13 protein-coding genes are annotated in these 15,232 nt (G+C 30.7%); 4 read left to right on the top strand and 9 right to left on the bottom strand.

Annotated elements, in window-relative coordinates; genetic code table 11:
• Positions 1-25: 25 nt before the first annotated feature.
• The gene (locus tag B6K90_RS20160) at positions 26-1,390 is read right to left on the bottom strand and encodes an alkaline phosphatase (RefSeq protein ID WP_088014545.1); all 1,365 of its coding nucleotides are present in this window, start codon (positions 1,388-1,390) and stop codon (positions 26-28) included.
• A 332-nt stretch (positions 1,391-1,722) separates the two neighbouring features.
• On the opposite strand from B6K90_RS20160, the gene B6K90_RS20155 reads away from it, so the two are divergent.
• Together B6K90_RS20155 and B6K90_RS20150 are read left to right on the top strand one after the other, a co-directional pair.
• Entirely contained in the window at positions 1,723-2,265 is a 543-nt protein-coding gene (locus tag B6K90_RS20155; RefSeq protein ID WP_167555445.1) for a copper resistance CopC family protein, read from the top strand.
• Positions 2,262-3,335 carry a copper resistance D family protein gene (locus B6K90_RS20150; RefSeq protein WP_088014543.1) on the top strand — a complete coding sequence of 358 codons (1,074 nt, stop codon included), beginning with the start codon at positions 2,262-2,264 and terminating at the stop codon, positions 3,333-3,335. Before B6K90_RS20155 ends, B6K90_RS20150 begins: the two co-directional genes overlap by 4 nt.
• Positions 3,336-3,407: 72 nt before the next feature.
• Here the strand turns inward: B6K90_RS20150 and B6K90_RS23850 are convergent, their stop codons facing one another.
• From B6K90_RS23850 to B6K90_RS20125, 6 genes are all read right to left on the bottom strand, one after another.
• A complete protein-coding gene (locus B6K90_RS23850) occupies positions 3,408-3,572 on the bottom strand; it encodes a hypothetical protein (protein ID WP_167555444.1) in 165 nt (54 codons plus the stop codon).
• Between the two features lie 54 nt (positions 3,573-3,626).
• Entirely contained in the window at positions 3,627-4,061 is a 435-nt protein-coding gene (locus B6K90_RS20145) for a methylglyoxal synthase (RefSeq protein WP_088014542.1), read from the bottom strand.
• Between the two features lie 159 nt (positions 4,062-4,220).
• The gene (locus B6K90_RS20140) at positions 4,221-5,648 is read right to left on the bottom strand and encodes a sensor histidine kinase (protein WP_235821864.1); all 1,428 of its coding nucleotides are present in this window, start codon (positions 5,646-5,648) and stop codon (positions 4,221-4,223) included.
• Positions 5,638-6,312: a response regulator transcription factor gene (locus B6K90_RS20135; RefSeq protein ID WP_088014575.1), complete on the bottom strand. Its 675-nt coding sequence runs from the start codon at positions 6,310-6,312 to the stop codon at positions 5,638-5,640. Before B6K90_RS20135 ends, B6K90_RS20140 begins: the two co-directional genes overlap by 11 nt.
• 148 nt (positions 6,313-6,460) lie before the next feature.
• Positions 6,461-7,129 (bottom strand): PspA/IM30 family protein, encoded by a 669-nt coding sequence (locus B6K90_RS20130; RefSeq protein WP_167555443.1) that lies wholly within the window; start codon positions 7,127-7,129, stop codon positions 6,461-6,463.
• A gap of 1 nt (position 7,130) precedes the next feature.
• Complete coding sequence (locus B6K90_RS20125) at positions 7,131-7,541, bottom strand: hypothetical protein (RefSeq protein WP_088014540.1); 411 nt, start codon at positions 7,539-7,541, stop codon at positions 7,131-7,133.
• 1,354 nt (positions 7,542-8,895) lie between these two features.
• On the opposite strand from B6K90_RS20125, the gene B6K90_RS20120 reads away from it, so the two are divergent.
• Entirely contained in the window at positions 8,896-11,223 is a 2,328-nt protein-coding gene (locus tag B6K90_RS20120; protein ID WP_088014539.1) for a hypothetical protein, read from the top strand.
• 592 nt (positions 11,224-11,815) lie between these two features.
• Here B6K90_RS20120 and B6K90_RS20115 read toward each other — a convergent pair.
• Positions 11,816-12,205 (bottom strand): mCpol domain-containing protein, encoded by a 390-nt coding sequence (locus B6K90_RS20115; protein WP_088014538.1) that lies wholly within the window; start codon positions 12,203-12,205, stop codon positions 11,816-11,818.
• The gene (locus B6K90_RS20110) at positions 12,189-13,157 is read right to left on the bottom strand and encodes a hypothetical protein (protein ID WP_088014537.1); all 969 of its coding nucleotides are present in this window, start codon (positions 13,155-13,157) and stop codon (positions 12,189-12,191) included. Before B6K90_RS20110 ends, B6K90_RS20115 begins: the two co-directional genes overlap by 17 nt.
• A gap of 428 nt (positions 13,158-13,585) precedes the next feature.
• Here B6K90_RS20110 and B6K90_RS20105 point away from each other — a divergent pair, with 428 nt between their 5' ends.
• Positions 13,586-14,782 carry a phospholipase D-like domain-containing protein gene (locus tag B6K90_RS20105; protein ID WP_088014536.1) on the top strand — a complete coding sequence of 399 codons (1,197 nt, stop codon included), beginning with the start codon at positions 13,586-13,588 and terminating at the stop codon, positions 14,780-14,782.
• Positions 14,783-15,232: the final 450 nt, after the last annotated feature.

Raw genomic sequence — 15,232 nt, 5'->3', positions numbered from 1 at the left:
CATTTAACGGGATCTGATTTTTTACTTATTTACCATGCTTTAAAATTCTAAAAATATTTTTCGCTTGGTCAGTATTATCAATTTTCCCTGCAAATAGTTGGCTGCCAGGGCCATACGCATAAACATTTACGTCTTCACCTGTGTGACCACCAGTAGTCCACCCTGTTACTGAACGGTTATCAAAAATTGCTTCGATAGCATTATCAATCTCTAACACACTTTTTGAGGCCGCTGCATTTTTAACAGATTGAATTTCTTCAGGCTTCAATTCTAAGTTAATATTCGATTTTAATGTTTTTTCTACATCTGCGCCTTTACTAATTTGTTCAGCCATGAAATCAGGAGTATGTTTAGCTGCAGCAATCGGTGCGCCGTACCAATTGTAATCACCTTTTGCCCCAATAGAATATCCACCTGTTGAGTGGTCTGCTGTTGCAACAACTAATGTATGCTTGTCCTTTTTGGCAAATTCAATTGCAGCTTTAAATGCTTTTTCAAAATCTTCCATTTCACTCATTGCTGCAACGATATCGTTATCATGTCCTGCCCAATCAATTTGACTACCTTCTACCATTAAAAAGAATCCATCTTTATCTCTGCTTAATTTATCAATTGCTGTATTTGTCATATCGCTTAATGATGGCATTGAATCATCGCGATCGATCATCTTTGGCATTCCACCAGGAGCAAATAAACCTAATACTTTATTGTTTTTATCCTTTAACATTTGATTTTTATTCGTTACATAAGAGTATCCATCTTTTTTAAATTGCTTTGTTAAATCACGATCTTCTCGTACAAAGTTACTTAATCCACCACCAAGCATGACATCTATTTTATGTCCACCTTTAATTAGTTCATCATAATAATCATCCGCAATTGCATTCATATTTTTACGACTTACATCATGCGCTCCATAAGACGCCGGTGTAGCATGTGTAATTTCCGAAGTAGCTACAAGCCCTGTTGCTTTTCCTTTTTCCTTTGCAGCCTCTAGTACTGTTTTTACTCTTGACCCATCATTATCTACACCAATTGCTGCATTATAGGTTTTAACCCCCGCTGACATAGCTGTTGCCGCTGCAGCAGAATCAGTAATATTTTGCATAGGATCCTCAGGATATGTCATTTGTTGCCCTACTAAATAATGGTCAAATTCTGTTTGTTCTACTACATTCGTTTTTGGATCATCTTTTAAATAACGATAAGCAGTCGTATATGAAACACCCATTCCATCACCAATTAAAAAGATCACATTTCTAATTTCATTCTTGTTTGTTTCCTTAGCTTGTACTGTATGATTAGCAAAAGAGCCAATAAACGAACCAAATGCCATTGTTGAAAGCACTGCCACTGGAATTAACTTTTTCTTAAGTTTGTTTCTGAACATAAAAAAACCCCCTAAAATTAAAATTTAATTAGATTTCACATCTTAATTTTAATGAAATTTTATTAATTCACTTTGGAGGTTCTGTTAATAGAGTATAAAGAATTGTTTTTAATAAGTTAATTTTCTTAATTAAAACCAGCCACTACTTTTTATAAGATTACAAAATATAAACTGACTAGTTACGTCTTCTTCACGATTACATCACATTTTTGAACCAAAATGTCTAATTGAATTGAGTGGTTAATTTAACTAAAATAATAATATTTCATAATTACATGTTTTTACATTATATTAAATTAAGCACTAATTTTTACATAAAGAAGGAGATTTATATGAAAAAAGGTTTATCAATCATTATTTTACTGCTATTTTTATTCCCAACTATGGCGAGTGCCCATACTAAACTAGTTTCTTCTAATCCATCAAATGGGCAAATTATAACTGAACCAATTAATCAAATTACGCTTGAATTTGAAGAGGCTCTTGAGCAATTAGGTACGATCAAATTGTATAAAGCTGGAACTGCTACAGCTGTTACGAATGTGCAAGTTAAAGATAATAAATTAATTGCTGATTTACCAAACGGTTTAGAAAATGGTGATTATAAGATTGAGTGGAAAGTTGTAAGTGAAGATGGGCATCCAGTAACTGGTCAAATTCCATTCAAAGTGCAATTAAAGCAAGTTGAAAATAAGACAACAACTGAAAATAAAACGACTGACAAAGCAGTTAAGGATCAAACGCCAAGTAAAGAAAAGCAAAAAGAGGCTACTCCTAAAAAAGAAAGATCGAAATATCTAATTCCATTAATTGCAATCGGGATATTTGGAATTGCGTTAATGGTTGGTGGAGTTGTTCTTTGGAATAGAAAATGAGTTATATCGTTCCAATCACTGAGTTCATAACATATTTACTTTATTCCATATTAGTAGGAAAGTTTGTACTAGATTTTGTGCCGTCACATAAAAAACTAACAATAATCATTTCGAAACGTACTATTTACTCGGTTATTGTCGGCATATTGTTCTTTTCACTATTTCCTGCTCTACGAGTTATTACATTTTTCTTAGACGATGTTCATCTTAAAACAGCTATTTATTCTGTTTTCATAAAAACTGCTATAGGTAATACATGGATCTACTCGAGTATGTTTGCCATTATGTTAGTCATAAATATTTATAGCGATGGTAAAAAGTTTTTTAATTTCTTTTGGTTATTCATGATGATTTTAAGTATCGGTTATGCTGGCCATATTACCTCTATGAACTTTTGGACAGGGTTTATCTTTCAAAGTAGCCATTTCCTAATGGTTTCTATTTGGAGTGGCATTTTATTTAATGTCACTTGGCTTACTAAGGATACAAAAAACTATCGTAAATTTTTAAAATGGTTTACACCTTTAGCAATCATATGTGTCGTACTTATTTTTATTAGTGGAGTAGTACTAATGCTAGAAGTCATTAGGTTAAAAGACTATACGAATGCTTGGTTACTTCCTTATGGACAGATGTTACTGTTAAAGCACATTAGTATCATTCCTGTATTGTTTTTTGCATTTTTCAATGGCGTACTAATGAGAAAGTCCTCGACTTCGAATAATATTCGTGGCTGGTTAAAAACAGAGTATATTACAATCACATTTGTGTTCTTTTTTACAGCTATAATGGGTACTAAATCTCCACCACATAATATTAATTTAACTTTGCAAAATGAAGGTCCGTCTAAATGGATTGAATGGATTATGGGGATTGATATTACTTTACCTATTAGACTAGCTTTTACATTCACATTAGAAGGAACGATGTTAATGAGTATGTCGATCATCTTCCTAGTCTTATTAGTAATAAGCTTTATTAAAAAGACAAAAATCGTGCTACCAGTTTCATTTAGTATTTGTTTTGTGATTACAATGTACCTTGGTCTAATGTATAGCGTATCAGTTTAAGTAAAAAAAGATTGTACTATGTATTAATTACATAAAGTACAATCTTTTACTTTATTATCTAAATTCCTACTTTTAGCGACCATGTCTCCATTTAGTTGGTTTTCCTGATGAAGGGCAATTAGGAAACTTTTGTCCTGCCTCTAATTCAATGTGCTCCCCGTCTGAGTCAGTATAGTAGCCCGAAATCTTAACTGTTTCACCCGTGTCATGTGTATGTCCAAATCCTTGATTATCCATCATAATCCTCCTTTTCAACTGAACTAGAATTACTATTTCCTTCATCAAAGTTAATTATTCGATTTCTTCATCGCTTTTGTCTCGATTTTGTTTTTCATGTATGATATTTCTCCACTTTAAATCCCCACGCTCTAGCCCATGTATTAAAATTTCTGCAGTACCCATGTTCGTTGCTAAAGGAACTGAGTAAACATCACACAAACGAATTAAAGCCAAAATATCCGGTTCATGCGGTTGCGCAGTAAGTGGATCACGAAAGAAGATTACAATATCCATCAAATTCTTGGCTATTAGGGCACCGATTTCCTGATCTCCCCCAAGTGGGCCAGAATTAAATCGATGTATTTTTAATTTTGTATTTTCCATTATTCTTGTTCCAGTCGTTCCTGTGGAATATAATTCATGTTTAGATAAAATAGATTCATATGCCATTGCAAAATTTACTAATTCTGTTTTCTTTTGATCGTGTGCAATGAAAGCAATTTTCAACGTCAACATTCCTCTCTTTTAGGAAAAATGGAAATCAAATTTCAGCAATTGTTCGTATTAAACAAAAGGAAAAGACCCCACTAATAATTATCCTTTTATATTTTTTACTTCTTTGTAACGTTTATTCTAATCTTGCTTTTTAGTATTATAAAACCCATTCTACGACCTTTTACTATTCATATTAGAAATAGGAATTCGAATAGTAAATGTACTCCCTTTTCCAACTTCACTATTTACCTGAATAGTTCCATTATGGATTTCCACGATCCATTTTGCAATCGCCAAGCCTAAACCATGACTTCCAATTTGTCTAGATCTTGTTTTATCAGATCGATAAAAACGGTCAAATATTCGGGCATGGTCTTCTGCTTTAATCCCAATCCCAGTATCAGTTACTTGTATACATATTTCATTTTCTTTATTTAAAAGAACTAACTGGACCTCTCCTCCGCTAGGGGTATACTTAATCCCGTTATCTATTAAAATATATAATAGTTGTGATAACTTTTCAGGGTCTCCCCCAGCGATTACGTTCTCCGGAGCTGTTAAGTTTAAATTGATTTGTTTTGATGCTGCTAACGGTTGCAAAGCCAAAATTGCTTTTTCTGCAATAGAACGAAACTCAAATTTCTCTAATTTAATTTCAACTTGATCCGAGTCTGAACGAGCTAAAGTTAATAAGCCACTGACTAAATTTGTCATCCTTTTTACTTCGTCTTTCATGTTAAATAAAAGCTTTCGAGAAAAATCATCTTTCTCTGTATCGATCGTCATTTCCATTGCATCGATAGATGATAGCAAAACGGATAACGGTGTTCTTAACTCATGAGACGCATCTGCAACAAATTCGCGCTGTCGATTAAATGATTTAAAAATAGGGATCATCGCCTTTTTTGACATGAAAAAACTTATATATAGTGCAACTCCAGAAAATACGATTGTTAAGACAATCAGTATGATGACAACAAATTTGAATAAATGATAAACATCCGAAATATCTTTTCCAGCATAGATTGTACCGATGAAATCTCCTTTATAAAATAGTGGTTTCCCTGCAATCATCAGATTAATCTCTTTTCGATTTGAAGGAACATGTATTTCATGATCATGTAATTTTCTCATATCCTTTTCGAACTCTTCATGCTCTATTTTAATTTTTACTTTTCGAGTTTCATTTCCTTTAGGAATCCAATCTTTTATTTGCCCAAACAGCCTAGACCTTATTTGCGGGATATCCTCCTGTCCCATTATTAATTCGCCATTTGGATTAACTACATAATAAAAAAATTGATCGACACCTGCTAAAACGACTTCTTGGTTATCGTCCTGAAGGTTTCCTTGTTGATTTTGAATCATATAATTTTCGATAATTTTTGCTTCTTGATTAGCCAATGATTCCACAGTCCGTCTTTGATCATTCATTATGACTACATATAATACTGCAAAGACTATCATTATGAATATAATTAGAAAAAGCATGACAAGTCCGCTATATAGTACAGTTAAGCGATTTTGAGTGCGCTTAAAAACATCCCTTCTTCCACGTTTTTGAAAATCCCGTAAAAAAGAAATAAGATTAGTTATCAAATTTATATCCTACCCCTCTAATACTTTGTAGCAAATCTTGTTTACCAAGCAAATCTAGTTTCTTTCGAAGAAGTTTAACAGTGGCATCTATCGTTTTCATTGCAACATCTGAATCAAAACCCCAAACACGCTCCAAAATAATTTCGCGAGGTAATACTTGCCCTTTATTCTGTATTAAAAAATCAACTAATTGAAATTCGCGTGGGCTTAGTTGTATTTCAGTGTCTCCACCTCTGATTGATTGGCTTGTACGATTTAGAATCATATCACTAATAGGAATTTCTTCCTCTAATATAGGGGCATAATTACGTCTAGAAAGTGCTCTTAATCGAGCTAGTAGCTCATCAATTTCAAAAGGTTTAACTAAATAATCATCAGCTCCTGAGTCCAGTCCTACAATGCGGTCCTCTAGGGCGTCTTTCGCTGTAAGGATTAGAATCGCTCCTGAATACCCTTCTTTGCGTAACCTACGACACACTTCTATTCCTGTTCCACCTGGCATCATCCAATCTAATATTAAAACATCATAATGGGTGTTCGTAGCGTAATAATAAGCTTCTTCTCCCTCTGTAACCCACTCCACTTTATAACCTGATTTTTTCTTTAACATATAACTGATTAGCTCACCAAGTATCAGATCATCTTCAGCTACTAGTATATTCATCATCAAAATACTCCCTCGTTTTATATAAGTATTTCTATATTTTTCGGTTGTCTTCTTCATCTTTTCCATTTTCAAATCAATTATAAAATAAAAGGAAGCACCCGTTAATTAATACGGTGCTCCCCTATATTGCTTTTAGATCATGACCTTACGCAGTTTCCACAGCATGCTGTTTTAGCTTTTGAAGTTCTTCTTCTATTTCTTCACTCATTATGTTATCTTTGTATCCATTAGATAAGTTATTATGATATGCAAATTTATTTTGAGCTTGTACTTCTGCTTCCATCATAAGTATTCGATCTTCTGCACGCGAAATTCCATTTGCGATTGTTTCTGAATTAAATGAAACTGATGTTTGTTGAATTTGTTTAATTGATTTTGCAATATTTGCTCTAGAAACTAATAATAATCTCTTGTGCAAATATTCATCATATTTACCTTTCAGTTCATCTAGTTTTTCATAAAGTGACTGAGTTTGATTTTGAATTGTATTTAGCTGCTCATTATATTGGCTTAACTGTTTTTCATGAACAAGTTTTTCCTGTATTGCCAGTTTTGCAATGGAATCTTCTCCATTTTCTACTGCTAGCTTTGCTTGTCCACTTCTTTTATTGATCAGCCCTTCTGTCTCTAAAATCAGTGCTTTTTGCTTACTCTCTAGATAGATTTGACGAGAAAGTGCTTCTTGTCCTTTTTGAAGATCCTCTTCCATATCTCTAATATATTGATTCAACATTGAAATTGGGTCTTCTAAACCATCCAGTGCTCCATTTACTTTAGCTAACGATATTGATTTCATTCTTTTAAAGATACCCATTTTATTCATTCTCCTTTTTTGATAATAGATTTTTTTCCCATTTATCTAATACATCTGCATTTGTTCTGTTTACAGGTGTATTAAAACTAGTTGTATCTAATGAAATTTGGTTAACTCGGCTAGCTTGTCCCTTTTTAACTAACTTTTTAAAGATAAAAGTCACAACCGCAAATGCGATTAAAAGGAATAATACTAAACCAATCCAAGAAAAATCATGAAAATGGTGTGGACCATGCATCATCTGATGTGATCTAAAATCATTACGACCACCCCTATCCATGATCATTGAATGCCGATCTTCAAAACGTCTTTCATGAAAACCACCTAGTAATCTAAGATAAAAATGCATCCCTAAAACAAAAACAGCTGTTAAAGAGACCCATGTAACTATCCTCTTTACTTTTTTATTCATGTTATTTCCCTCCTCTCATTTCTTAATAAAATGAATTCTAATAGAGTATGGTGAAATTATAGTGAAAACGAACTATTTATTTATGTAAAAAAAGATAGGTAACAGAATTTTCTTCCGCTTCCCTATCTCTTTTTATTGAAACGTACTTTATTACTCCTTGTTCTCAATTAATTAATCCGGTACCTTTAATTTTTACTTCAGACTTAATCTTAAATGCTGGGTTAGGGTACATTTGGTCAGGTAATGGATCTATGATTGCCATCTGAAAGTCTGATTTTAACTTAAGGATGAAACGTTTTTATAAGCAACAAAAAAGAAGCTACTGAAATAACGTAGCCTCTCTGGTTATTAAAGTTCAACCTGATTTGGTTTTCTTATTACAACACGCTCATCAACTTCACTTACATGAAAGTCATCTTTTATTGGAATGAAGTTATCATCGTAAATTTTTATCATCACTTTACACTCCCGGCTGAATTTTTCCATATTGTTAAGATGTAGTGATTGAAACGGGTTTATTCTTAGTTTTTGTTTTAATTTTCAGATGGAGAATTTTAAAATAATTTGCTTATGTCTCGTCATATTCAAAATAAAAAAGGACTAGTGATCATCGCCACTAGTCCCCTGTACTTTAAATTTATCGTTATTTAATTGGTTTTCTTATTACAACACGCTCATCAACTTCACTAACATGAAAATCGTCTTTTGTAGGAATGATATTTTCATCGTTAAATTTTAACATCATTTTACACTCCCTGCTCAGTTTTTAATTTCAAATCTTTTGTTCAAGTACAAGAAAGTCGTAGACTAAATAAAGGCCAAATCCGCTTCCTTACCTTTCATACTAAAAAAAATGTAAAAGAAAGTTTCATACTAAAAAAATGTATAATAAACAAAAAAAGTTTCATACTTTATTATTTATAAGATTGGCTCTGTTCTTGGAACCCCAAAATAGGAGGAAGGTTGCTGGTGATCTTGAAAATAAGATATGAAGTGTATCAATCCCTATCTTAGCATCCACAAAACGAAAAAGTGTATGAATCCATACATGTATCAAAAAATCCTGATTGCTGTCCGTGGACAGTAATCAGGATTTTTTGTTTATGCTCGTAATTGTTCACCAGATTCTTCGGAACTATTAGTAAGCTCACTCATGATATATATAGGATTTCCTTGTTCAACTAACTGGCAATATAATTGAACAAGGAATTCTAAATAAAAAATAGAATATAAGAAAAAGTAATGACTAATTGGAAATGAGCAAGAGTTTTGAAACTTTTGTTACATACAATAACAGTTTCAATAAAGGCTTTCTATAAAATTTATTAAAAAAATGAAGATGTAGGTGTAAATAATGGAACTAAATAAAATGGAAGAAGATTTTAAAAATGTGGTTTTTAACCCAGATCATCAGCACTTTTGGCTATATTGGAAATCTACTTTATACACATACGAAAATGTTGGTAAAACAAAACATAAATTTAAAGATTTTTTATATATAGGGAAAGATGCCTCGTATTCCCAATTTTCTTTAAAAGAAAAATTGGAAAAAAAAGGTTTTTCAACGAATCAATATATTGAAATTAATTCCCCTAATGATTATATTTACTTTTTTACAACACTTTTTTTACATTGGGAAAGTAACCCAAATAGAAATACATCATTTTTTCGTAGGGCAACGAAAACCTTTAAAAAAACCTACACACGTTTTCCAGTTAGCCATTCCATAGATTTTAACCTTTTATTAGGAACCACGTTAATGACTACAAGTGAATTTTTAGAAGAAATCTATTGGATTAATTATATTGATGAATTAATTATTGAACAAAAAATCCCTCCAGAAACCTTTGCTAGATTAAGAGCGCCTAAGCCACTAAATTTATTATTTAATGAAAGAAATATGAAGCATATCGTTGAAGGGGATTTAGGTCTCTCAAATGCCCCATTTTTTGTTTATGAGCAAAAAGTAATTAAAGGTGGGCTCCATTCTATTAGCGAATTTGAACGTTTTATATCTGAGCGTGAAGAAACTGATCCAACTTTTTATAAGCTGGACGTGGATTACTTTTCAACATATGCAAAAGAAAAATATTTGGAAATGGATAAAGAAAAGAATCCACTTACTTATACATACTATTTAAATAAGGCTATTCAAGAAAAACATTTTATTGATAAAATGGTGCTAAATAACGGTGTTGAGATTCACAGAATACCAAGGGAATTAGTAAATGCAAATCAATGGAAAATGATTTCAAATTCACCCTTTAAAACATTATTCCCTAAAGAACTTGGCCCAAATGAGATTCAGAATATTATACACCAAGTAGTTAGAAACCCACATATAATTTTATCACAGCGTAAATGGTGTACTACATTCATTGGTGAGGGAGCATGGGAACACGATCAAAAACAAAAAAGAATTTGGATATCCGTTACTGTCAAGAACGAAAACAACGAAGTTATTACAGCTTATCCAACATTTAACCAACCAAATGATATTTTTGAAAAAGTAACTTTCAAGAGAGTCATGTATACACCAGAGGATCTTAAGATCGGAGAAGAAAAGTTCAAAGAACTTATTACGGGTATAGCAGAAAATATTTCATTTATTAATGAAGATAGAGCATTTCCTGTTCGAATAATTAATAATAAGCATCGAAATTTGGCTATAAAAATTTATACTGATCGTCCAATTGGAAATAGTTTAGAATTTATAAATATTGAGGAAAATAAAGTAATTCCCTTTCAGGAGATATTTAAAGAAAAAGATAGTTTAGAAAATATAAATCTGTTTTTAGGTTTCATGGATCATTATTCATTTCGAGCACCAAGAATGTATATTACTTTTTTAGATACATTAAATGTTAGAGAAGTTCTTAACAATATTTTAGATTTACCTGAATTTAGAGAAGAAATCATAGAAGGTGTAGTGAGTACAAGGAATCAGTTGTTACTAGCTGAACTCGCAAAACCAATTGAAATACTTCATCAGTATGATAGTATACACCAAACAATTTATAGTTTTTATGCAGCAACTAAATTTTTTAACAATTTTTTATACACCTATACACCTGTATATGCAGTAAAAGCCTCTAGAGATGCATCTGATCGAATAAGGATTTTAACTGAATTTACTATCTTAAATGCTGAACGAGATCTTAAAGTAATAAATACCTATATTCAACTTCTTTTACAAAATAAAAACTTTATAAATTTATTTCCTATAGAAATGGCAAAAGGTTTGCACCTCTTGTTATCATATATCGATAGAAATTGGAATGAAGATAAAATAAAATACAACCTAAATACTAAGTTATTATATAAATTAATTAAACTTTGGGATAAGTCTATATTGAAAAAATTAAGAAATTCTATCGTAATACTTGCCACCAGTTCAGAACTATTTGTTTGGGAAAATGTTGTGAAGGAACTATATCTTTCTTTAAATAAATTTACTAGTTCAAAAAATGATAAGCAAATCCTAGCGATGCAAACAAATTTTCTAGAATTGTTTTATAATAGTAAAAACAAAAGAACTTTTGGAAGCTCTTCCTTTCAGTATAATAAGAATGCCCTTGATACAGATTGGATGATTAATAATGTCTATTCTTTAGATGAATCGGACTTTAATGTTGATTTTAAAAATCCTAATCAGTCACGTATGTGGGTAACTAACTGGTAAAATAGAGCATGAAAGTATAAAATAAAAAAACTTCTTCTTCAACTATATGCCAAAATGTAAAAGATGCTGGTGCTGATTAATCAGCGCCTTAATATTGTTCTACAAGCGAATTCTCTAATTTTATAATGACAAAAAAATGGATCTTCGCAATTTGCGATCACCAAGTAAATATTCCATTTAAATCAAAAAAGCATTACTTCTTAAATCGGAGTAATGCTTTTTCAATAATTCTATTTATTTAGATGATTTTCTTATCACTACTCGTTCCTTTATTTTCTCAAGGCAAAATAAGAAAAAAGAAATTCGTGAATAAGATTGACCTAGCAAATTCAAATTTTTGTAATAACCTAGACTGAGATTCATAAATCATTGGTTGTAACAAACACCATGCTTAAAAAAAGGGAAGTAACAGGACTCACTCCCTACGACTCAAACGATCCTTCCGTTCAGATTACTAAAAGTCCGAACTCGGACAAAGAGTATTATCCCTATCATTATTGGAAATTCCTACATGAACGATATTATTAAATAAATCGAAGAATTGGTTGAATGAATTTCATTTAAATGATCCTTATTTACTCTTTAGAGCTGTTTAAATTTCAATTATTTTAAATTGAATTTTATTATTTTCAATTTCGACAATTGTTAAATTAGGGTTCCCTAAAGACTTAGAATATTTTAATGCTAAATATGTCTCTTTTAGTCCTTTTGAGGAACCTGCAGAGAATTTAATTTCACTATTCTTGTTAATTTCTTTAAGAAAAGATATTAGTTTCTCTTCGTTTTCTTCTGGTAACCACCCTAAAACGTTATCGCCACCAGATAAATAAACCTCGCCATTTTGATTTTTAATGAAGTTTGTTATAGCTAATACCACTGCTTTAATATTTTCACTTAAACTTTCTAAGCTTACTAGATCTTCGTTAATAATATATCCTTCTAGAAATTTCCCTACATTATTACCGTCAATTGAAATAAACATTACAAGTCTCCTGAAGATTTATATAATTCCAGAATTCACGACTACTTCTAATTCTTCTTAATGACTCAATCGTCATGTTTAGCACTATCCTAACCTCATCAATTTTCAAATCATACCTAGTATTACTTGAATGAGCAGCAATATTTCTAAAGCTTCTTAATGCACTTAGTAAACCCGGCAATGTTATTAAAGAAACTAGACTTTGATCTTCTTCATTTTTTTTACTAAATAAATTAAAAAAATAAGAAACAGCTCCTAACGGATCTTTTTGAGTATTAAATTGAACATTATTTTCTTTTGAAAAATTTTTAGCTGGTTCGTATTCTTGCAAAAAGGAAACAAGTTTTAAAATAACTCCCTCAACAAATGCAGTTGCATCACTAATTGAGCTTCTTGCAGACCCCTCGTTGAAGAAAGTTTTTATACTTGTTTCTATATCTTCATATGTTTTTTTAGTAAAAACTGATTCAGTGTTTTCAAATATACTATCTAGTTCTTCTATGTAATAAATTAACTCAAAATAACTTACACGAGCCAAATCAGATATATTATTAATTTTGGGTAACTTAATATATTCCTGAGTAGATAGGGATAGATAGTAAATATTATTTATTCCCACTAAACAAGCTGATAAATACAACAATGCTGCAGTTGTCTTTTGCCCGTTTGTCAGATCTACGAACTTTTCACCTGATTCTTTAAATACACTCGAAAACTGTTTTGGATCACTTATCCCAACTTTATCTAACATTACTTCCTCTACCCTGACATTCCCTATATATCTTCTGTATATGGCTAGTTGCTTTGTTAATAGTTCATGACTTTCAGGTGAATTAAAAATTACAATTTTACTAATTACAGATGCATTGTTTTTTAGTAACATTTCAAAATTCTTTGCTACTATCTCTACTGTAAATAAATTAGTGTTGCCAATTGTATAAAGGATGGCCATTTTACTCTTCTCTCCTATCAACTTCACTTCTTTAAAAAACAATTAAACGATTTTCTAATTCATTTTCCATAAAATAACGCAACATTAATTTTACCAAAATTATTCATTTAGTGGTAAATATTGTTTGTGTTTTTCTCACTATGCCATTCGCTTCTACCTTAAAGTGTTTGCAGCAAGACCATGAAATTCTTCAAATCTGTAAATCTGTTAAGATCGACTTCAACCTCAGAACCAAATGTATGTATAGAAATAAAACGATTTGATCATTACGTAATTTGTAGCAAATTAAAGCCGCTATAAGTCAAAAAGTGAATTTGAAACAAGCCGAATTCGTTTCAACGAACCTAAAAAGATTATTTTAAAAATTAATTATTTTCTTTAAAATATATAAGTATATATAAAATATTAAGCATATTATGGGGGTCTATATGAAAGAATTTTTAACAGCGACATTTGGAGATGAAGTCAATTTCACAATTGATGAATTAAACTATCAAGATATTTTAGATAAACCATTCAAAGAGTCTAAGGAAATAATAATATTTACATACAACATCGACAATCATATGATCAAAAAACTAAAGCAACTGAAAGACACTGTGGTTCATTTAATAATTAATAATTTAACAATTAACAAAATTGAAGACCTAGTAGAACTACTACCAGAAAAGTTTAAGAAAATTAAATTAAACTTGTATTTATGCATTTTTAACCATGCCAAAATGATTTTAACAGATAAATACTTTTATTTTGGATCGGCAAACTTTACTAATTACTCATCAAGAAATTATGAAATTGGTACTTATACTGAAACCACACCTCAGTTAGTAGAAAAGGTAAAAAAGCATATTCTAAACTTAAGTACTAAGTCAGCACTTATTGGTTACCCAGAGTTGTTAATACAAAATAAAATTGATAAGTTTTATAAAACTCAACATTCCGTTTATGATGAAAATTACGAATACTTGGTTGAAAAGAGAATTAACGATACCGTTTACTTTAAAACGAAAAGTATTGCAAAAAGTATAGAAAATAAAGTACAAGAAATTATGGAAGAGTACGACCTTATTACAGATGAAGATTTTAAAAAATTTATTGCGAAAATTAATTTATTCATAAATATCGATGAAAATATTGAAGAAACCTGGGAGCTATATGACCTAATAGATACTGATCAGCTCACAAAACATAATAATAATATTTCTGATCAAGTAGATTCTATCAATGATCAAATTACCGATTTAGAAAATATGATTTATGATAATGAAAATAATAATGAAGTTAATTTAGAATATGTTAATACTTTAATAAAGGACGTTATTGATGAGTTATTAAATAAGAAAAATTCGTTATCATCAGTCCAAGAAGCATTAGAGGAGATTACAACAAGAATTGAAGATATGCCTTCAATCGATTCTCAAAAAATAGAATTACGCAGAGAGATGGAATTTGATGGTAATATCGAAGTGATCCACCCTATCATTTATCTTCCTGATGAAAATATTACGGAAAATATTAATTTCATTGAAATAAAACAATACCTAAGAGAAGAAGTAAAACCTAAATTAAAGGAGCAATTCGAATTTTTAGAAGCAAGAAAATCAACTCATAATTTTAAAAGTTAGTTTTAATTTCAATAAACTAATTAACTTATACAAAACTAACTTGTATTTGTTTATTTTACGATTTCTTTTATATATTTACATTTTTCATTAACTTTAAATTATTAATTAGTTGCTATATAATTAAAACCGTTGATGCTACAACATCAACGGTTTGTTTTATTAAACTGAGGTAGATCCATAGCGGTTGAAGTGTCGGGCTACTTCTGTACTTCCTTCTATGCATAATTCTTTAAAATTGCAACGATCACATTTTGAGCATTTTGGATTTACTACAAAGTTTTCAATGCTTTTTGGTTTGTTTATTTATACATTATCAAGTAACTCCCACTATCTATGGTCATTTTTCCGATCATCATTTCTTCGATTTCCAAGGTCGACGGCATTGTCTTGAAAAATAAAGTTCCTAGCAAATGTATAATTACCCGATTTACTTTTGATTAATTTTTTGTC

Origin of the sequence: Gottfriedia acidiceleris (genome assembly GCF_002128425.1) — a bacterium.
Lineage (GTDB): Bacteria > Bacillota > Bacilli > Bacillales > Bacillaceae_G > Gottfriedia > Gottfriedia acidiceleris.
The sequence above is the reverse complement of the archived record's forward strand: the minus strand, read 5'-3'. Positions and strand labels throughout refer to the sequence as shown.